21 protein-coding genes and 1 pseudogene are annotated in these 19,581 nt (G+C 67.4%); 14 read left to right on the top strand and 8 right to left on the bottom strand.

Annotated elements, in window-relative coordinates; all coding sequences use genetic code 11:
* From BST15_RS22155 to BST15_RS21810, 7 genes and pseudogenes are all read left to right on the top strand, one after another.
* A pseudogene (locus BST15_RS22155) lies at window positions 1–771 on the top strand (hypothetical protein); the annotation flags it as partial.
* Window positions 772–883: 112 nt separating this feature from the next.
* Complete coding sequence (locus BST15_RS15820) at window positions 884–2,146, top strand: N-acetylmuramoyl-L-alanine amidase (protein ID WP_083071048.1); 1,263 nt, start codon at window positions 884–886, stop codon at window positions 2,144–2,146.
* Entirely contained in the window at window positions 2,146–3,177 is a 1,032-nt protein-coding gene (locus BST15_RS15815) for a peptidoglycan-binding domain-containing protein (RefSeq protein WP_046189949.1), read from the top strand. The genes BST15_RS15820 and BST15_RS15815 overlap by 1 nt, the downstream gene beginning before the upstream one ends.
* A 200-nt stretch (window positions 3,178–3,377) precedes the next feature.
* Window positions 3,378–3,698 (top strand): hypothetical protein, encoded by a 321-nt coding sequence (locus BST15_RS15810; protein ID WP_046189931.1) that lies wholly within the window; start codon window positions 3,378–3,380, stop codon window positions 3,696–3,698.
* A complete protein-coding gene (locus BST15_RS15805; protein WP_046189932.1) occupies window positions 3,695–4,126 on the top strand; it encodes a hypothetical protein in 432 nt (143 codons plus the stop codon). Before BST15_RS15810 ends, BST15_RS15805 begins: the two co-directional genes overlap by 4 nt.
* Window positions 4,119–4,685 carry a hypothetical protein gene (locus tag BST15_RS15800; RefSeq protein ID WP_046189933.1) on the top strand — a complete coding sequence of 189 codons (567 nt, stop codon included), beginning with the start codon at window positions 4,119–4,121 and terminating at the stop codon, window positions 4,683–4,685. Before BST15_RS15805 ends, BST15_RS15800 begins: the two co-directional genes overlap by 8 nt.
* Complete coding sequence (locus BST15_RS21810) at window positions 4,672–4,896, top strand: DUF7427 family protein (protein WP_131701158.1); 225 nt, start codon at window positions 4,672–4,674, stop codon at window positions 4,894–4,896. The genes BST15_RS15800 and BST15_RS21810 overlap by 14 nt, the downstream gene beginning before the upstream one ends.
* 65 nt (window positions 4,897–4,961) lie before the next feature.
* On the opposite strand, the gene BST15_RS15795 is transcribed toward BST15_RS21810, so the two are convergent.
* The 4 genes from BST15_RS15795 to BST15_RS15780 form a co-directional block, all read right to left on the bottom strand.
* The gene (locus BST15_RS15795) at window positions 4,962–5,516 is read right to left on the bottom strand and encodes a hypothetical protein (RefSeq protein WP_131701159.1); all 555 of its coding nucleotides are present in this window, start codon (window positions 5,514–5,516) and stop codon (window positions 4,962–4,964) included.
* Between the two features lie 42 nt (window positions 5,517–5,558).
* The gene (locus BST15_RS15790; protein WP_131701160.1) at window positions 5,559–6,299 is read right to left on the bottom strand and encodes a hypothetical protein; all 741 of its coding nucleotides are present in this window, start codon (window positions 6,297–6,299) and stop codon (window positions 5,559–5,561) included.
* Between the two features lie 47 nt (window positions 6,300–6,346).
* Window positions 6,347–7,390 (bottom strand): MinD/ParA family ATP-binding protein, encoded by a 1,044-nt coding sequence (locus BST15_RS15785; protein WP_109370646.1) that lies wholly within the window; start codon window positions 7,388–7,390, stop codon window positions 6,347–6,349.
* 151 nt (window positions 7,391–7,541) lie between these two features.
* A complete protein-coding gene (locus tag BST15_RS15780; protein ID WP_046189936.1) occupies window positions 7,542–9,362 on the bottom strand; it encodes an amidohydrolase in 1,821 nt (606 codons plus the stop codon).
* A gap of 194 nt (window positions 9,363–9,556) precedes the next feature.
* Between BST15_RS15780 and BST15_RS15775 the strand changes: the two genes are divergently transcribed.
* Genes BST15_RS15775 through BST15_RS15755 form a run of 5 tightly spaced genes read left to right on the top strand, consistent with a single transcriptional unit; the run spans window position 9,557 to window position 14,308 of the window.
* Window positions 9,557–10,627 (top strand): phosphotransferase family protein, encoded by a 1,071-nt coding sequence (locus BST15_RS15775; protein WP_046189937.1) that lies wholly within the window; start codon window positions 9,557–9,559, stop codon window positions 10,625–10,627.
* Window positions 10,627–11,691, top strand: coding sequence for a TIGR03857 family LLM class F420-dependent oxidoreductase (locus BST15_RS15770; protein ID WP_046189938.1), 1,065 nt, complete (start codon window positions 10,627–10,629; stop codon window positions 11,689–11,691). The genes BST15_RS15775 and BST15_RS15770 overlap by 1 nt, the downstream gene beginning before the upstream one ends.
* Window positions 11,681–12,388, top strand: a complete 708-nt coding sequence (locus BST15_RS15765) for a TetR/AcrR family transcriptional regulator (protein ID WP_052734820.1) — start codon at window positions 11,681–11,683, stop codon at window positions 12,386–12,388. Before BST15_RS15770 ends, BST15_RS15765 begins: the two co-directional genes overlap by 11 nt.
* Entirely contained in the window at window positions 12,385–13,260 is an 876-nt protein-coding gene (locus tag BST15_RS15760) for an SCO6745 family protein (protein ID WP_046189940.1), read from the top strand. The genes BST15_RS15765 and BST15_RS15760 overlap by 4 nt, the downstream gene beginning before the upstream one ends.
* A gap of 16 nt (window positions 13,261–13,276) precedes the next feature.
* The gene (locus BST15_RS15755; RefSeq protein WP_131701161.1) at window positions 13,277–14,308 is read left to right on the top strand and encodes an EcsC family protein; all 1,032 of its coding nucleotides are present in this window, start codon (window positions 13,277–13,279) and stop codon (window positions 14,306–14,308) included.
* Window positions 14,309–14,314: 6 nt separating this feature from the next.
* Here the strand turns inward: BST15_RS15755 and BST15_RS15750 are convergent, their stop codons facing one another.
* Entirely contained in the window at window positions 14,315–14,644 is a 330-nt protein-coding gene (locus tag BST15_RS15750) for a DUF732 domain-containing protein (protein ID WP_046189941.1), read from the bottom strand.
* Window positions 14,645–14,746: 102 nt separating this feature from the next.
* Window positions 14,747–16,096, bottom strand: coding sequence for an NADP-specific glutamate dehydrogenase (gene gdhA, locus BST15_RS15745; RefSeq protein WP_046191224.1), 1,350 nt, complete (start codon window positions 16,094–16,096; stop codon window positions 14,747–14,749).
* A gap of 183 nt (window positions 16,097–16,279) precedes the next feature.
* Between gdhA and BST15_RS15740 the strand changes: the two genes are divergently transcribed.
* Both BST15_RS15740 and BST15_RS15735 read left to right on the top strand, forming a co-directional pair.
* On the top strand, window positions 16,280–17,305 hold the full coding sequence (locus tag BST15_RS15740; protein WP_046191223.1) for a GNAT family N-acetyltransferase: 1,026 nt from the start codon (window positions 16,280–16,282) through the stop codon (window positions 17,303–17,305).
* A gap of 42 nt (window positions 17,306–17,347) precedes the next feature.
* Entirely contained in the window at window positions 17,348–18,004 is a 657-nt protein-coding gene (locus BST15_RS15735) for a DUF5642 family protein (RefSeq protein WP_046191222.1), read from the top strand.
* Window positions 18,005–18,013: 9 nt separating this feature from the next.
* Here the strand turns inward: BST15_RS15735 and BST15_RS15730 are convergent, their stop codons facing one another.
* Both BST15_RS15730 and BST15_RS15725 read right to left on the bottom strand, forming a co-directional pair.
* Window positions 18,014–18,613 carry an alpha-ketoglutarate-dependent dioxygenase AlkB gene (locus BST15_RS15730; RefSeq protein WP_046191221.1) on the bottom strand — a complete coding sequence of 200 codons (600 nt, stop codon included), beginning with the start codon at window positions 18,611–18,613 and terminating at the stop codon, window positions 18,014–18,016.
* A 68-nt stretch (window positions 18,614–18,681) separates the two neighbouring features.
* Entirely contained in the window at window positions 18,682–19,536 is an 855-nt protein-coding gene (locus tag BST15_RS15725) for an endonuclease domain-containing protein (protein ID WP_046191220.1), read from the bottom strand.
* Between the last annotated feature and the right edge of the window lie 45 nt (window positions 19,537–19,581).

Here is a 19,581-nt window from a genome sequence, read left to right as displayed (position 1 = left end):
CTGCTGGTCGGTGCGGCGGCCATCGGCGCCGGGGTGGCGATTTCCAACAGCAGCGGCGGCGGTGGCGGCGGCGGCGGCGGCGCCTACATTCCGCGGATCTTCATCACCGCTGAGCTGCTGGGCTCGACCTACAGCGTCACGACCGGCGCCGGTGGCGCCGCAGCGATCGCACCGAGTAACACCGGGACGATCTACCACGGGAACGCCGGGGGATTCTCCCGGTTCGCCTCCGGCAGCGTTGTCCTGCTCGCCAATGGTGGCGGACGCGGCCCCGGCGGGGGAACAGCCAGCGTGCAAGACGCCGCGGACGTCGCCACCGCGACCCTCACCGGGGTCACCGGCACCTGGTATCCCGGCGGGCCCGGGACCGACTCGGGGAAGGCCATCTCACCCAACGGTGAGAGCCCGACGAACAATCCCAACGGCACCGGCGGTGGCGGCATGGGCGGATCAGTGGACAGCACCGGCCTGCTGTACGGCAGCGGCGGCAGCGGCGGCAGCGGCAAAGCGGGCTCCGGCGGGGCCGGCGGTGCACGCGGCGGCAACACATCAACGAGCCCCGGCAAGGCGGGAACAGGCTGGGGCGGCAGCGGAACCGTGACACCCGGCTCGGGAGGTGGCGGCGCCGGTGTGCGGTCCGGCTTCGGCAGCTCACCCGGCGGCAAAGGCGGCTACCCCGGCGGCGGTGGCGGCGGCTCGTCAGGCACCAACAGCTCCGCCTCCTACAGCGGCGCCGGCGGCAATGGTCACACCCACCTGGAATGGGTCTGAACCGTGAAAGTCGCAGCGGCACTGACCATCTTCGGGCTCGCCATCATGGCGGGCCTTTCTTATGCCCTCGTGCACTGGGGTGACTGCTCCCTAGCCGACCTTGGAGGCTTCGATGGCTGATCGCCCGGCACGCTTCTGGCCCCTCGAGTCCGGCCGGATCATCACCTCACCGTTCGGGCCGCGCGACGGAGACATCCACACCGGTGTCGACTTCGGCTGGCCTGGCGGCAGCGCCGGAAAGCCGGTCTACGCCATCCAGGCCGGCACGGTGCTCTTCGCCGGCGCCGCGCAGGGCTACGGAGGACCAGACCCAGCCGGGTGGCTGGTCATCGACAGCTCGACCGAGCAGGGCGGCGGCTGCCTGGAATACGGGCACATCATCCGCGAGGTCGCAGACGGTGACCACGTCACGGCCGGGCAGCGCATCGGCCACATCAACCCCGACAGCAGCACCAACGGCGGGGTTGCGCCGCACCTGCACGTCGCCGATATGCCCTACGCCTACAACCCGTTGGCCAAGCAGGACGTCATGCCGCGGCTCGCCGGCGCGCGGGAGCCCGGTCAACCACCACCGAAGGAGACGCCCGTGCCCGACTTGCCCGCGTTCGACTACGGCATCACGAAGGTGATGCACGGCTTCAACCCGAGCACCTGCGCGAAATGCACCGGCAACAGCAGCGGGCCCCGGGCGCAGACCCTCTACATCGGCGTGCACACCCAGCAGTCGCGATCGACGGCGGTCAACCTGGCGTCGTTCTGCAACAACAGCCGGATCTCGCAGCCGACGAACCCGGTGTCGTACAACCTCGCGGTCGACGACAAGGACACCATCGAGATCGTCCCGGTGATCGAGGCGCCCTGGTCGGCCGGGGAGGCCAACGGCCTCGCGCTGCACATCTGCTTTGCCGGGTCGTTCTCTGAGTGGATCGCCGGCAAGTGGTTGGAGACCGACGCCTCCGACGGGCTCAACGAGGACGCGATGTTGACCCGCGGCGCGCGTGCGGCGGCGGCGGCGTGCAAGCAGTTCGGCATCCCCGCGGTCTACGCGGGTGACGGCGGCAAGTCCGGCTGGCCGATCCTGCCGAAAGGCATTGTCGGGCACCGCGACTTCGGCCGGCGCGGCGGCGGCCACACCGACCCCGGCGACGGCTTCCCCATGGCCGAGTTCCTGCGCCGCGTGAACAACTTCCTCAACCCATCGACTACCCCGGAGGTACCCGTGGAACAGCCTGATCAGCTCACCGATGTTCACCGGCAGTTGCTTGGCCGCTGGGAGATGCTCGGCTGGCGCACGCCGATTGAGGCCCTCGCGGTGCTCGTCGACGCGGCGACCGGCGAGGAGAACGCTGGCAAGCGCGGATGGAAGCCCGCCTGATGCGAAACGCGGCCGGTGACTGGCTCGGTTGGGGTCTCGGTGACGTCGCGCCGAAGGTCGCCGAGATCCAGAAGTTCCTGGCCGGCAAGTTCGCCAGCTACGCGGGCCATCTCGTCGCGACCGGTACCTACGATCAGGCCACCGCGGATGTCGTGGCTGAGATGCAGCGCCGCTACGGGTTGCCCGTCACCGGGATCTTCGACTGGGCGTCGCAAGTCAGGAGCGGGTTCTACAAGCCAGCACCGAAGAATCTGCCGCTGTTCTTCACCGTCGAGGGCCACCTGTCGGACATGTGGCGGGGCCCGGTCGCCGACACCGCGACGATCCTCGAGCGCGAAGGCAGGTGCATCCACCGGCCCACCGGCTACAACAACGGTGCGATCCCGTTCGACAACCGCTCCGGTGAGCTCGACCTTGTCCGCCGCCTCAGCCAGACCGTGCAAGACGACGGGGTGCATTTCCCAGCAGGTACGAAGTGGATGCTCGGGGACTTCTCGCAGGGCAGCATCATCGCCACCGACTTCGAACTCAACTACCTACAGCCGGGATGCGAACTCGCGTGGCGGGCCGCGGACTGTGTTGGGCGCCTGTCCTACGGCAATCCGACCCGCTCGGCAGGTTCGGTGGCGCCGTGGTCTCGCGGGCAGGCTGGCCCTGCCGTAAACGCTGGCCTCGATCCAGCGATCCGCTTCGACAAGCTGGGAATCCAGTTGGCGCGGCCGCAGATGGACGTCTACCGCAAAGGCGACATCTTCGCCGACAACGAGCCCGGCGTGGATGGGCGGATCAAGTCGTCGATCTATCAGGCCGTTGCCCGCGGAGACCTGTTCTCCGACCCGTTCTCGATCTGCGCCCAGATCGCAGCAGCATTCACCGTTCCCCTCGACTACGTGACCGGCGCCTTCTGGGCCATCGTGTCCGGCGTCGGGTTCCTGGCCACCGGTGACCGCAACCCGCACTACTCCCCGTACGACATCAGCGGTGGACTGGATTGGGCACGGGAACGGCTCACGGCGGCCGTCGCGGCGTGATGGTGAGAAACCTTCAATGTCGCGCCGATATTTAAAGGTTCGGCCCGTTTTCTTTCACGTCGTCGGCGTGAACGCCTAAAACCTAATCCGACTAGGCAATGACTAGGCGATGGCTACTCGAAACCAGCTCTAAACGCGCACGACTGCCAGGCCCCCACTGACCAGCGACTTTCGCCGCTACTCGAAAGGAACTCTAAACGATGAGCACCGAATCCGAATCCGAGGCCGAGCTGTACACCCTGCGATTCTGGAAGCGTTCCTTCGCCATCTCCGTGAGCACCGCGGCGGCCACGGCCAGCAGTGTCCTCGCGAACACTCAGGCGGGGAGCCTGCACGACGTTCCGTGGTACGGAACCCTGTCCACGGCCCTCCTGTCTGGCCTCATCGTCCTGTTCGGTCTCATCGGCGGCGCCGGCATCCGCGATGCCGTCCCCGGCGACGTCACCACGCGGGAAGCGCTGGCGACGCTGTCGACGGGTCGACATGCCAAGCCCGACGATGGAAACGAGCTGGGAGCGTGACCACGCTGACATCGCTGTGGCCGCCTTACGCCGCGATCGGCCCGCGTGTCGTCCTGACCCTCGCCGTGACGTCCCTTGCCTGCGCGATGATCAACGGCACCGACTACCTCGTACTCCCACAAGACGAGGCCGCTCTGTCGTTCACCGAATCCGCGCTGCCTATCCACGTATGGGGTGCCCTGCTGCTCTTCTGCGTCAGCCTCGCAGTCGGTGGTTACCTCGTTCACCGCTGGCCGCTGACCATCCTCGGCCACGCGCTGCTGGCCGGAGTGTTCTTGGCGATCGGAGTCGGCGAGTTCGTCACCTTCCTCCACAACATTGCCGGTGATGAACTGCGCGTCGGTACCCTCTACGTCCTCGGCCAGGCCGTCCTCAACGTGGTGCTCACCGTGATGGCGTGGCTGCGCTGGGACGCTGCACGTGGATGAATTGCCCCACCTCGTCGACCACCTGAGCTGGCCGCCGAGCCTACTGCTCCCGCTCGCATTCGGCGGCGGCGGATACGCCGCACTCCGGATGGCCGCTGAGCAGTTCGCTCCCGTCGCAAAGGCCTTGGGCCCGATCGGGCGCCGGTGGACAGCTGCCCGCGAGTCTCGCATGGCCAAGGCCGCGCGCGAGGGCGCACTGACCAAGCAGGTCGCCGACCTGACTGCAGAGTGCGACCGCCGCGGCACCACCATCGAGGAACAGGCCCGCGAGATCGCGTGGCTGCGCAGGCTGCGCGACTCTGACGCCTACACCCAAGATCTCCTGCGCCAGGTCGAGGGCCTGTCCGGGTCGCTCGATCGAGAGATGAACCGACGCGAGCTCACCGACGCCTACCTGGATTACGACGTCGACTGGCACCGGACAGCAGACATCGCGTGGCAGTCCAGCGCCGACCGGGACGTCATCGTCCGCGAAGTCCCGCAGCACGTCTCCCTGCTGGAGTTCGCGCGGCAGTGGCACGCCGGCCGGGCACAGGCAGCACGTGATGCGTCCAGCTGACCGGGCCTGGCTCACCCTCGGTGCCGGCGTCACCGCGTGGGACCTCTGCAGCCGCGAAACCCTGTCCGCGGCGGCCGACCGATACCACCGCCGCCAGCCGTGGCTGACCCGCGGCGTCATCATCTACCTCGCCGCGCACCTACTTGGATGGTGGCCAGCCCGCGGTGACCCGCTGCGCAGACTCACCACACGAACGCGCCCCCGACCGTGACGGTCGGGGGCGCGTTCGCTGTTGGTCGATGAGAGCTCAACTTTGACCCTCATCGTTCCAGGACGTTACTCGTCGTCGTCGGCTTTCCTGGTCGCCTTGTTCCTGGGGGTCAGATCGCCAGATGCCCTGCGGGGAGTTGGCTCGTCTTCGTCCGCATCCTCGTCATCGAAGTCGTCGAAGTCATCGCGTGGGGGTTTAGTCGCGTTCCATAGCAGTCGCGTTCCGGTCGCAGCCAGGCCTACGCCGACGGCTGCTAGGTAGAAGCCGATTCCTAGGCTGCCTACTTCGCCGGGAGCGTCCTTGATCATTTCACCCTCTGGCCCGGTGGGGTACAAGGTGCGAGCATCCTTATTAGCCCAAATGAGCAGCAGCCAGCCTGCGCCGAGCAGCGGCAGTATTCGGGCGGCGAGCCGATTGTTCTTGTCGCCGCTGTCGGCTTTGTAGGCGCACACGATGATGCCTACGGCCAGTGCGATCAGAACCCAGCCGTCGGCGGACTGAACGAGCGTGTTGCCTTCGATGCGGAGGAACCGACGGGATTCGTAAGCCGGGAGGAAGGTGGCTATCGCCATGGCCAGAGCCCCGAGCGCGGTTAGAGCTAGCGGAAGCGGATTCTTCACAGGCGGAAAATTACCGCATTTCGTGGACTGGAGTGCGGCGTATCAGCGGGCGAGCTCTGGGCACGATGTGCTGACTTCCTGGCTGACCCGAGCCTTGGCCTCGCTGTAGCCGATGCCCAGCGCCATATCTTCGACCATGATCATGGCGACGTCGTCCATGGTCATCGTGTGGTAGCGCCGAAGGCTGTCGCATGCGATCTGGGGAATCGCCCGGGTTGTCACAGTAACGATGGTTGGCGGCTGAGCGGGGAGCTGCTCGACCATCGGCGGCGGGAGCACCCCGGTTGTCGACGGGCTCATAGGCGGTGGTGCTGGGGAGCGCGGGCCGGCCGGCACGCTCGGAGCCTCCGGAGCATGGCTCGCCGTCGTCGGCGCCGATGCGGGAGCTGTTGTCCGGCCAAGGACGAAGGTGGCGGCGGCGACGGCGAGCGCCGCCATCACCAAGAACGCTGCGGCGACCCATATAGGCAATCCGCGGGGTGGCTCGTAGTCCACGACGGGGATGCTGCTGGTGTGGTCGCTGTAAGCCAGTCCGGATTCCTCCGGCCTCGAAGATGCGCCCAGGTCGATGGTTGGCTGCTGGTCAGAACCGAGTGCTGCCTGCGTCGCGTCGTCGTCGAGCATGTCGGTGATGGTAAGTCCGCCCGTCAGCAAAGTCGGGCCGTATGCCACATGGTGGCCCGATCTGGTGTTGATGGCATCAACATCTGACGGGGTTTCCCCAGGAAACTCCACGTCGATCCGCGTAACAGCATCGGCTAGTTTTCGCAGTTCAGCGGGCATTTTGTCTCAGTTTCACGGGGGTTCGATTCCCCTTAGCTCCACAGAGTTCAGTTCAGCCGCGCGGATTTGCGGACATGTTGTTCCGCCAGCGTCGCCGCAATCTCGTACAGCCGCAGTCGGCTCTGCGGGCGTAGCTCGTTCTGGGTGTCGATGATGCCGCCTTTGGCGAGGTAGGGATCGTAGGGCATGTATTCGGCCCGGATCTCGGCCTCGGTGAACAGATCGATGAGATAGCTGCGCACGTGCGGATTGGTGTGGTTGCGGCTGTTGTTGAGAATGACCATCGACCGCGACAACAGGTCGTCGTAGGCCATGGAACGCAGCAGATCAATGGAACGGGCGACGGGCATGGAGCTGTCGCCGGTAAGCCCGGACACGAAGATCAGGGCGTCACAGGAGTTGAACACCGCTTTCATCACCGGATGATCCAGATTGTCCGACGTATCGATCAGCACGATCTGGTGCGTGCGGCGCAGCCGGGTCAGCGCCTCGGTCAGCATCGACGGCATGAGTGGTCGAGGCTGGTCGGAGGTCTGATTGCCGGACAGCACATCCAAGCCGATGCTGTTGTGGCCGAGGTGTTCCCGGATATCGGTGTAGCCCGCCACGGCCGTCTTGGCGATGATGTCGGCGTAGCCGTCGGGTGAGCTGGTGTCGATCCGGTCGGCTAGCGTCCCAAAGCCCGGTGCGGCGTCCACCGCAACCACGTTGTCCGAGCGGCATTCCCGAAATATGCCGCCGATACAGGCGGTCAGCGTGGTCTTGCCCACCCCGCCTTTGCCGGAGACCACACCGATGACCAAGTGTCTGTGCATGTGCTGGCGGATCTGATCGCGCAACACACGGTAGTGCTGTTCGAGCCGTGATTCGCCGGCATTGATGCCGTGGAATGAGGCCGCGTAGACCAGTCTGCGCCAGCCGGAGACCGGTGCGGGCTTGCGCGGCGCTGGCGGTTCCGGGATGTGCAGGATTTCCGAGATCGGGTAGTACCGTTGAGAGCGCCGGCCCGCTTCGCTTCGATTCCGGTGGGCACCTGAGGGATTCGACTGCCGATGCGAACCCGACTCCGGAGTGCTCCACTCAGGCGGCATCGGTGACGATCGGTGCAGGTCGGTCACCAAGAATTAGTAGCACGGGTGGTCAAATTCTCAGCCGCAGTTTATGACACCAAGACACAACCGTTTGCCGCCCGTTACGGTCCTGCGACCGATCCGGTATCCAGAGGCCTCCAGCGGCCAGAAGCTACACCCGGTGGCGGATACGCCCGTTCATCATCGTCAAAGTGACGCGGGCGGTGTGGATGTCATGCGGATCGATCTCCAGAATGTTCTTGTCCAGCACGATCAGGTCGGCCAGCTTGCCCACTTCCACCGAGCCGACGGTGTCATCGAGCCGGATCTGATAGGCCGCACCCATGGTGTTGGCGTGCACGGCCTCGGCCACCGACAGCACCTGGTCGGCCGGTGCCAGCACCGCGGCCTCCGGGTCGCCCACGAGCTGGCGGGTGGCGGCGATCTGGATCGAATCGAGCGGTCTGTATGTGGAGTAGTAGCCGGCCGCGGGCCAGTCGGTACCCAGCGAAACCCGACCGCCAGACTTCAGAACGTTCTGGATGCGATACAGCAGGTCTTGGCGCGGTGGCCCATAGCGCGCCGCCATATTCGTGACGGTGTCGGGATCGGCGGACATCCAGTTGGCGGAGAACTGGGCGATCACATCCAGATCGCCGAAACGCTGACTGTCGGGGTCTTGCACGTAGACCAGATGGGCGATGGTGTGCCGGCGATCGCGCTGCGGGTTGGCGGCCACCGCGTCGCCGATCGCATCGAGCGCGGTGCGAGCCGCGCGCTCGCCGCACGCGTGCACGTGCACATCGAAACCCGCCGCGTCGACGTCGAAGATCAGCTGCCGCCACTGGTCTTCGGTGAACGGCGATGAGCCGGTGCTGTCCGGTCTGTCGGCATAGGGGTCGATCAGCCAGGCCGTGTAGCCGCCCTGCGTGCCGTCGCCGATCATCTTGACGACGTTGACGCTGACCAGCTTCGAGGAGATCCGATCGCGCAGGGCGAGAAAATTCTGCACGACGTCATCGACCGGAGGGGATTTGACCAGAAGGGAGGCGACGACGCGGAACGGCAGCCGGCCCTGGGCGTCCAGGTGCGTGTAGATCGCCAGGATGTTGGCCTGCTTGCCGCCGAGCGGGGGAACGCCGGCATCGAAGACCGAGGTGATGCCGGCTTCGGAGGCCTGCGGAAGCCAGCCCTCGAGGAGCCGCATCATGCCCGCGGGGTTAATCGGCTCGATGGCGTTGACCAGGCTCAGCACGGCATCGGTCTCAAGGATGTATCCGGTGGGATCGCCGGCTTCATCACGGGCGTAATAGCTGAATCCAGGTACCGGGTCCTTGGTGTCACGGTTGACGCCGGCAAGTTCGAGGGCCCTGCTGTTGGTCCACAGGCTGTGGCCATCGATGGCGAAGAAGAAGCCTGGACGGTCGGGCAGTATGGCGTCGAGGTCCTGCCGATTCGGGCCGTTCGGGCCGAACATGTCTATGCGCCAACCGAAGCCGCGAACCGGCCCGTCCGGATTCGCCGCCGCGTAGTCGGCTATCGCGGCGAGTGCCTCTGCGCCGGTGGGCAATTGGAGGTCGACGCCGTGGCTCAGAAACGCCCCGAGGAACGGGTGGATGTGTCCCTCGACGAAGCCGGGCATCAGCAGTTGGCCGTCGAGGTCGATCATCGTGGTGTCGGGCCCGGCGAGCGCCATGGCGCCGGCCGTGTCGCCCACGTAGCTGATCGTGTTGCCGGTGACGGCGACGGCCTGCGCCCACGGGGCGGCGTCCACCACGGTGTAGACCCGGCCATTGTGGAATACGTAGTCGGCCGGATCGGGTGAGGCGGCGGGGGATGAATCTCCGGCGAGTGGCTCAGGATCTGGCATCGAGCATGCGCTGGCCGTCACGCCGGCGATCGCCAACGCCGCGGTGGCCCGCAACACGGTGCGGCGAGTTGTCACGGTGCCGTACTTGGCGAAATGCGGTGCCCACTCGCACGCGGTACACATCGTTGTCTCTTCTGGTCGGGGGCCAGTGCGCGTCCCAGTGTCGCATCGGCGCATCCCGTTGCGCGGGTATCCGCGCCGATGCGTGCGCCCAGGGAAGCCGTTGACACCCCGCCCGTCTATTTAGATACTCATTATCAAAATTGGTATCAGAACCGGGGAGGGCTCATGCACCACTGCGGCACTGCCAGGCCAGCGTGAACACCCCGCTGCCCGTGCCCGCCGGCCCCGGCGACGTCACGGCGTCGTGGCTGTCCGCGGTGCTGGCGCGCCCGGTGGCCGCCGCCGACGTGATCCCGGTCGGAACCGGCCAGACCGGTGCGACGTATCGGGTGGCGCTCCGTTATGACGATCCAGCCCTCGACGCGCCCGCCACCGTCGTCGTCAAACTGTCATCGCAGGATCCCGAGGTACGCCAGCGCGTTGCGTTGGGTTACGCCGCCGAGCACGCCTTCTACCAACACGTCGCGAACACCGTCGCCGTGCCGCTGCCCACGGTGTACCACTGCGCCATCGCCAACGGCGGGGCCGACTTCGTCCTGGTCATGGCCGACCAGGCCCCGGCGGTCCAGGGCGACCAGATGGCCGGCTGCGAGCGTGCCGCCGCCCGTGTGGCGGTGCAGGCATTGGCCGGACTGCACGGGCCGCGCTGGTGCGATCCGGCGTGGCTGGACTTTCCCGCGGCCACCATGCCGATGGCAGATGCGGGCTTTGCCGCGGGCATGGGGCAGATCGCGCGTTCGGCGCTCGACATCACCGTGCAGCGGCTCGGGTCGAGGCTGGACCCAGCGGACCGCGACACGTTGCAGTCCGTCGGCGACGTCGTCGAACCGTGGCTGCTGACCGCGCAGGAACGCTACTGCTTGTTGCACGGCGATTTTCGATGCGACAACCTGCTGTTCGATCCGACGACCGGAGCCGTCACCGTCGTCGACTGGCAAACCCTGTCGGTCGGGCTGCCGGCCCGAGACCTGGCCTACTTCCTGGCGACCAGCCTGCTGCCCGGGTGCCGACGCGAACACGAACGCGACCTGGTGGCGGCTTATCACGCGGCCCTGATCGCGCACGGGGTTGCGGGCTATTCCTTCGCGCAGTGCTGGTCTGACTACCGGCTTGGCATGCTGCAGGCCCCGCTGCTGACCGCGCTGGGTTTTGCCTACGCAGCCGTCACCGAGCGCGGCGACACCATGGTGCTGACGATGCTGGCCCGCGGCGCCCAGGCGATCCGCGACCACGACACCCTGCAGCTGATCGGGGAGCTCAACTGATGCCCGGGCCGATCAGTGCCGCACCCGCGCCCCGCGTGTTCGACGAACTCGGCTACTACCTGATGGCCGGAGCCGGCGGCGAGGGGCCGGCAACGTTAGTGCACGAGGCGCAGCGCGGCGAGCAGCTGGGTTTTGGCACCGCGTTCCTTTCTGAACGGTGGAACATCAAAGAGGCCTCCTCGCTCAGCGGTGCGGCATGCGCCGTCACGTCACGCATGCAGATCGCCACGGCGGCAACCAATCACAACACCCGGCACCCGCTGATCACCGCGTCCTGGGCCACCACCGTGCACCGGATGTCCGGCGGCCGGTTCACCCTCGGCATCGGTCGTGGAATCGGCCCCATCTACGCGGGATTCGGCATACCCAAGGTCACCACCGCCCAGCTGGAGGACTTCGCGACGGTGATGCGGCGGCTGTGGCGCGGCGAGCTGATCGTCAACCACGACGGTCCCATCGGGCAGTACCCGCTGCTGTACCTCGACGGAGATTTCCGGGAGGACATCCGCCTTGCGCTGGTCGCGTTCGGCCCCAGGACGCTGGCGTTGGGTGGGCGCGCCTTCGACGACGTCATCCTGCACACCTACTTCACCCCGCAGACTCTGCAACGCAGTGTCCGCACGGTCAAAGAGGCCGCCGAACGGGCCGGCCGTGACCCCGACAGCGTGCGGGTCTGGTCATGTCTGGCCACCGTCGGCGATCATCTCCCCGAAGAGCTGCGCCTGAAGAAGACGGTCGCCCGGCTGGCGACCTATCTGCAGGGTTACGGTGACCTCATGGTCGCGACCAATGAGTGGGACCCCGAAGTCCTGCAACGCTTTCGGCAGGATCGTGTCGTGCAGTCCATCGCCGGGGGCATCGACGCCAAAGCCGCCGCAGAGCAGATCGAACACATCGCTACCCTGCTTCCCGACGAGTGGCTCGAGCCGGCAGCCACCGGGGCCCCGACCCGATGTGCCCAACGGATCCGCGACGAGTTGAGCTACGGAGCCGACCGCGTCATCTTGCACGGGGCCACTCCTGACGAACTGGAACCCATCGTGGATGCCTACCGTGCGGGTTGACCACCGCGGCGCCCGTCGCGGCCGGCCACGTCGGATCGGGACCGACGCGATCACCCGGGCAGTGCTGGAGATCGGCCCCCAGGACGCCACCATGCGCCGCGTCGCCGAACACCTCGGCGTGAGCCTTCCCGGGCTCTATCACCACGTCAAGAATCACGACGAGCTGTTGAAACTCGTTGCCAGCCAATCCCTGCGGTCCGCGTCGCCGCCCCGCTTCGACGGCAATCGGGATTGGGCGCAGTGGTTGCGGGACTACGCCACGTTCATCCGCTCCGCCTTGTCGGCCGAACCCGCCCTGCTGGAGAAGTTCATCAGCGGAGCCGCCGAGTACGACGGAGAGCTGGACTACGTAGGCCATGCTCTCGAAGCACTGCGCGCCCAAGGGCTGTCCCCACGTGATTGCCTCGACGTGTACTCCGCGGTGACCGACGTGGCGATGGGTGCGGCCAGCGAAGCGCATCGCGAGTACGTCCACGCGCGCCAGGGCAATCCGTGGCGCGCGCGCCTGTTCGCCGCCCTGAACCGCTCCGATGCCGGCGAGCATTCGACGCTGCGCGCCATCGCCGAGGCCGGACTCGACCCGTTCACCGAGCACGCTTTCGAACGCCGGGTCGAGCTGCTCATCGAGGGCATCGCCATCCGCTACCAGCTGCCGGCTCCCACGTCGGTCACGTCGCCGAGTGAGGAGGGTCGATGACCGAGCTGACGCAGGCCCGCGCCCTGTGGCGCCTCCTGGAGCCGTTGCACGCGGTGGTCTATTTCGCACCGGAGCCGCTGGCCGCACTGGATGCCGCCGGCTACCGCGGGTTCTGGATGGGCTACTTCGCGGGCCGCGCCGCGCCGCTGGGCGCGGTCGGCGCCGATGTGGTGCATGCGGCGTTCTACAACTTCGCCTACGAGCGCGTCGCCAAGGCGTTGCCCGCCGCGTGGGATTTCGCCCCACCCGAGGCGGCGCTGCGGGCGCGCGAACACGGTGCCGTCGCTGCACTGCGGCGCCAGCTCGCGGAGGTGGCGGAGGGCCCCGCGGTGGCGCGCGCGGCCGAACTCGCCTCGCGGGCGGCGGCTGCGGTGCCCCTTGCCGGCCGGGTGCTGGGCGCTGCCAACCATGCGCTGCCGGTACCCGAACAGCCCCTGGCAAGGCTGTGGCATGCCGCCACGGTGCTGCGGGAACACCGCGGTGACGGCCATATCGCGGCACTTCTGGCCGCGGGCATCGGCGGCCGCGAGTCGCATGTGTTTCACGCCGCGGCCTCGGGTGCCCCGCGCCGCACCTATGAGCTCGCCCGCGATTTCACCGATGACGAGTGGACCCGGCTCCACACCGCCCTGCGAGACAGGGGCCTGGCCGGATCCGACGGACTCACCCCGCACGGCGCCCGGCTCAAGGCTCAGATCGAGGACCAGACCGATCGGCTCGCGGCCCCGGCCTATGACGCGCTGACCGCCGCCGAACGTGAGGAGTTAATCAGCGCATTGCGCCCGCTGACCCGAGCCGTGGTGGCGGCCGGCGAGATACCGCTGGATTCCCCGATGGGGCTGGATCTTCGCCAGGCCCTGAACGGGCCGTGATCGGTAGGATTTGCCCGTGGCGTCGTCTGGCCGGTCGGACATGTCCCGTTACGAGCGCAGGGAATGGGACGCGCTACTGGATGCGGCCACCGCCCCCGAGACGCCCGGGTGGTTTGAGGGCTTCAGTCAGGGCATCACGGATCGCGCCAAGCAGGTAGCGACCCAGGTTCGCTCGGGAGTCGAACAGGTCCCGGGCGCCACGGCGGCCATCGGCAAGGCCGACCAGCTCACCACCAAGGCCCTGGAAACCCTGCACGTCCTGCTCGTCGAGCGGGGGCTCAAATCGGTCAAACCAGGCACCGTCTTTGCCACGTTCGCCGACATCGGCCTCACGGTGCACTCCTATGAGCAGGTCAAAGTCCTCGACCTGTCGTACTGCGACCGCTCGATGCCGCGCCGCAAGGAGCGCTACATCGCGTTGGCCGCCGCCGAGGGTGCGGCGTCGTCGCTGGCGGTCACGGGCTCGGCGGTGTCGAGCGCGGTCACCGGCGGAACCAGCATGACGGTGGCCGCCTCGGCGGTGGTCGCCGACGTTACCGCAGTGCTGGTGGGCATGGGCCGGATCGTGGCTCTGGTTGCGGCGCATTACGGTTACGACGTCCGCGAGCCCGACGAGCAGGCGTTCGCCTCGGGCGTGATCGCCTATTCCGCCGCCGGTAACGCCGCGGAGAAGGCGGCGGCCCTGGGTTCGCTGTCGCGATTGACCCAGCTCATGATGCGCCAGGAGTCGTGGCATGAGCTCCAGCCGCAGCAGGCGGACAACGTGATCCAGCAGGTCTCCATGGCCCTGGGATTTCGGATGGCGAAAAACAAGCTGGCGCAGGCCGTTCCGGTGCTGGGGGCGGTGGTCAACGGCGGACTCAACGCCCGCATCGCGCAGCGCACCTTCGAACGCGCCCAGCGGGCCTATCGGCTGCGGTTTCTCACCGAGAAACATGACCTGGATGCCGGCCTATGGGCGCCGGCGGTGGAATCCGGCGAGGCCGTTGAGATCCCCCTGGTCGATGAGATCCTTGCCCGTTCCGGCGACGGCGGCGCGACGGACTGACCCGAATCAGTGCAAGGTGTCCGGGCACAGTTCGTGCTGGGCGATGTCGATCACCGGTCGCAGGTTGACGGTCAGATCATCGACCATGGACGGTCCGCCGAACGAGGGGCGACGCACGTAATCGTTGACCACCTGGTCTGGGGTGGAGCCGGCGCGCAACTGGTTGCAGAAACGGTGGCCGGCCGACAGGCGGGCATTGGGTGGACCGGACTTGAAGACGCCGGCGGCATCCAGGGCGGCAAGGTAGCTGGCGTCGTCGGCGTGTGCCGGCGCGCTGGCGAGCAGCGCGATGGCGACAGTCCCGATCGATGCGGCCGCTCCCAGAATCCGATTCATACCGGCGATGCTAGGCGATAGGGGGTCCGCAGCACGTTGACTCTGCGCCCATGGCGGAAAAGTGCGAGTGCACCCCGCCATGGGCGCAGAGTCAATAAGCGACTAAATAAGGCCCATCGCGGTCATCGCGTCGGCCACCTGGATGAAGCCGGCGATGTTGGCGCCCAGCACGTAGTTGCCGGGGTCGCCGTACTCGTCGGCGGTCACCAGGCAGCGGTGGTGAATGCTCTGCATGATCGCGGCCAGCCGCTGCTCGGTGTACTCGAAGCTCCACGAGTCCCGCGAGGCGTTCTGCTGCATCTCCAGCGCACTGGTGGCCACACCGCCGGCGTTGGCCGCCTTACCCGGAGCCAGCGTCACGCCGGCCTCACTGAACAGCTTCACGGCCTCCGGGGTGCACGGCATGTTGGCGCCTTCGGCAACGATCTTGCAGCCGTTTTTGGCCAGCGTGGCGGCGTGGGTGCCGTCGAGCTCGTTCTGGGTGGCAGACGGGATGGCGATCTGGCAGGGCACGTCCCAGATGGAACCGCCGCTGACGAACTGCGTCGCCCCGCCGCGGGCCGTGGCGTAGGCCTCGATCCGCTCGCGCTTGACCTCTTTGATCTCCTTGAGCAGCTCCAGGTCGATGCCCTTCTCATCGACGATGTAGCCGCTGGAGTCCGAGGCGGCGATCACGGTGCCGCCGAGCTGGTGGATCTTCTCGATCGCGTAGATGGCCACGTTGCCCGAGCCGGAGACCACCGCGCGCTTGCCCTCGAAGGAGTCCTTGGAGGTCTTGAGGATCTCGTCGGCGAAGAACACCGCGCCGTAGCCGGTGGCCTCGGTGCGCACCTGCGACCCACCCCAGCTCAGCCCTTTGCCGGTCAGTACGCCCGACTCGTAGCGGTTGGTGATGCGCTTGTACTGGCCGAACAGGTAGCCGATCTCACGGCCGCCCACACCGATGTCACCGGCCGGGACGTCGGTGTGCTCACCCAGGTGGCGGTAGAGCTCGGTCATGAAGGACTGGCAGAACCGCATGATCTCGTTGTCGGAGCGGCCCTTGGGGTCGAAGTCCGACCCGCCCTTGCCGCCGCCGATGGGCAGGCCGGTCAGGGAGTTCTTGAAGATCTGCTCGAAGCCCAGGAACTTGATGATCCCCAGGTACACCGAGGGGTGGAAGCGCAGGCCGCCCTTGTAGGGGCCCAGGGCCGAGTTGAATTCGACTCGGAAACCCCGGTTGAGCTGCACGTCGCCGTTGTCGTCGAGCCACGGAACGCGGAAGATGATCTGGCGCTCGGGCTCACACATCCGCCGGATGACGGCGCGGTCCACATACTCCGGGTGCTTGACCACCACCGGGCCAAGGCTGCTGAGCACCTCGAAAACGGCCTGGTGGAACTCGGCCTCACCGGGGTTGCGCCGCAGCACCTCGTCGTAGATGTCCTGCAGCTTCGGGTTCAGTTGGGTCATATTCGGTGATCTCTTCCTCGCATGTCGCTGTTCGCGGGCACAGGCTAGCGGCCCAGATCGTCCCTACCGAATCCTGGCTGTTACAGACGTGTTAAATCATTAACATTAGCGGGCCTCCAGTTAACCTGGGGCGGCGCACTCCGCCAGCTACCCTTGTTAGGGCACTCAAGGGCGGAGCACTCCATGGTGAAGTCGCGGCGGGACCCCGATTCCACAGGGCTCAACGCCGCGCGGCCGGCGGCCGACCTGGGGGAGATGGCGATCTTCGCCGGATGCTCGGCCGAGGACCTGGCGCCGCTGGCCGCCGGATTGCGGCCGCTGCAGGCTGCCGCCGGCGCCGAGCTGATGCACCAGGGCGAACAGGCGCTCACCTTCCTGCTCATCTCGTCGGGATCAGCGGTGGTGAAACATGTCGGCGACGACGGCGCCGTGGTGGTCAACGAGGTGACCGCGGGCATGGTGGTGGGCGAGATCGCACTGCTGCGCCAGGGTCTGCGGACGGCCACCGTCACCACCGTGACGGCGTTGACCGGCTGGATCGGCGACGAGCACACCTTCCATGACATGGTGCAGATCCCCGAGGTCATGGGGCGGCTGGTGCGGATCGCACGTCAGCGGCTGGCCGCCTATATCTCCGCCGTACCGATCCGGGCCCGCGACGGCACTCCGTTGTTGTTGCGGCCGGTGCTGCCCGGTGACAGCGCCCGCACCGTGCAGGGGCACGTCGAATTCTCCGGGGAGACGCTGTACCGGCGATTCCAGACCACCCGGACCCCCAGTCCCGCGTTGATGCACTATCTCTTCGAAGTCGACTACGTCGACCACTTCGTGTGGGTGGTCACCGAGCTTGACGGGTCGTTCGTCGCCGACGGCCGATTCGTCCGCGATCCGGAGAACCCCACGTACGCCGAGATCGCGTTCATCGTCGGCGACAGCTATCAGGGCCGCGGTATCGGCACGTACCTGGTGGGGGCGGTGTCGGTGATCGCCCGACTTGAGGGGATCGAGAAGTTCACCGCGCGAGTGCTCTCGGAGAACGCACCGATGCGCGCCATCCTCGATCGGCTGGGCGCCTACTGGGAGCGCGACGATCCGGGCGTGGTCACCACCGTCCTCGATGTCCCCGCGCAAGACCAGCTGTCGTTCGACCGCGCGACCGCTGAGCAGATCAAAGAAGTTGGCCGCCAAGCGATCCAGGCGGTGGGGTGACCGCCGCCCACGGTGCAGGTCGCGTTGGGTAAATTGACTCCGATGTTGACCCTTCGCACGGTGCTGACCATCGGCTGTGTCGGCTTGCTCGCCGCCTGCAGCTCCGGGCCGGCGGAGGTCTCCGCCGACATCGCCAAGGTGGGCGAGCTCAAGTCGTCCTTCGGGCCGGAATTTCAGGTCAAAGTCGTCCCGCGAACCGGGATCGACCCGAAGCTGTTGGCCGGCACCGCACTGCCCCCGGGCCTGAACTTTGATCCGGCCGACTGCTCGAAGTTCGCCGTCGGACAGCAACTGCCGCAGGGCGTGCAGGGCAACATGGCCGCCGTCGCCGCCGAAGGCAACGGGGGCCGGTACATCACCATCGCCTTGGAGACCTCACAGCCTGTTGCGGTCACCGAGCCCGGCCGCACCTGCCGGCGGATCGGCTTCTCCGGTGCGCAGATGCGCGGGCTGATCGAAACGGTCGACGCCCCGCATATCGACGGCGTCACGACCCTGGGTGTGCACCGGGTGATCGAGGCCGTCACCGGGGGCAAGGCCCGGGTGGGTGAGCTCTACAACTATTCGGCCTACTTCGGCCCGTACCAGGTACTTGTCACCGCCAACCCGCTGGTGGCGCCGTCCAAGTCGGTGGTCCCGGTCGATACCGCGCGAGCGCGCGAGTTGCTGGTGGCGGCCGTGGCGGCCATCCGGAACTGACGGGTTCGGTTAGCGCACACCCCGAGGCCGGAACTGGATGCTGATCCGCGGGCCGGTGGGTGTGGCCGTCTTGGGAATGGCGTGCTCCCACGTGCGCTGACACGAGCCGCCCATCACCACCAGGTCGCCGTGGTGTTGCGCCAACCGCAGGGCGGCACCGCCCCCGCGGGGGCGTAGCGCCAGGGTGCGGGTGGCGCCGACGCTGACGATCGCGACCATGGTGTCGTCGGTGGCGCCGCGGCCGAGGGTGTCGCCATGCCAGGCCACGCTGTCGCCGCCGTGGCGGTACAGGCACAGGCCCGCGGTGGTGAACGGCTCACCCAGTTCCCCGGCGTAGATGTCGTTCAGCCTGCGGCGCAGCTTGCCGATCACCGGGTGCGGGGCGTCCCCGGAGGTGAGGTCGTGAAAGCTGACCAGCCGGGGCACATCGAGCATTCGGTCATACATCCGGCGGCGCTCTGCCCGCCACGGAATGGCCGCCTGCAGCTCGCCGAGCAGATCGGTGCCTTCGTCGCAGAGCCAGCCCGGACGAACGTCGAGCCAGGCTCCGTCGTCGAGCTGTCGGCGTTCGCTGAGGTCGAACAGCGACTCCTGTACCGGTATCGCCACACCATGCAGCCTATCGCACACCCGTTCGATTCGTCGAGATTGCGGTGATGGCTGCCGCGGCCCGCCGATCACAACCCTGGCGGCAGTTTCGGGGCAAGGCGCCGGGTGAGCGCCTCGCGCGCTCGGGCGACGATGACTGCCGGGTGGTCCTCTTTGATCACCCTGATGACCCACCAGCCCAGGTCCCGGAGCATCTCGCTGCGGCGCACATCCCGCGCGTATTGCCGGCGATCGGTCCGGTGGTGCTCGCCGTCGTACTCGATCGCCACCATCGCCGCCTCCCACCCCATGTCCAGGAATGCCACCGAGCTGGCCCCGCCGACGCGGATCTGTGTCGCCGGTGGCGGGAGTCCGCCGTCGATCAACACCAGCCGCAACCAGCTCTCCTTCGGTGACTGGGCGCCCGCGTCCATCAGCTGCAGTGCGACCCTCGACCGGCGCAGCCCACGCGCCTTGGGGTGACGCCCCGCCAGCTGGAGGGCTTCGCCGGCGGTGACACCGGTCGCTCGGCTCAAGTCGTCCAGGTGCGCCACGGCCAGGTCGCGGGGCAGGTGGCGGCCCAGGTCCACCGCGGTCCGGGCAGGATTGGTCACCGGCATCCCGGCGATCTCGACCAGTTCATCGGCGTCGACGCGTTCGTTGCGCGCGATGATGCCCCGGGGTGGTCGCCCGTTACGCCAGATCAGCTCGATCGGCGTGGCCGCGTCGACCCAGCGCGCACCGTGGAGCGCGGCCGCTGCGCGTCCGGCGATCACGGCGTTGCGCCTCGACCACAGCCACGCGGCGACGGTGTGCAGCCGCGCGGTCGGGAGTGCGTCCCTGCTGGCATAGACGTCGGGAAAGATCGCCGTGTAGTTCCATCGCAGCGTGCCGCGGCTCATGCCGTGGCGAATCGCCTCGCTCCCGGTGAACGGCTCGGACATGACTCGATGGTGGCCAGCGAGACGGCCCGGTGCGTGCCACTGCGT

The organism is Mycolicibacter arupensis (assembly GCF_002086515.1).
Lineage (GTDB): Bacteria > Actinomycetota > Actinomycetes > Mycobacteriales > Mycobacteriaceae > Mycobacterium > Mycobacterium arupense.
This window is presented reverse-complemented; position numbering and strand designations above follow the sequence as displayed.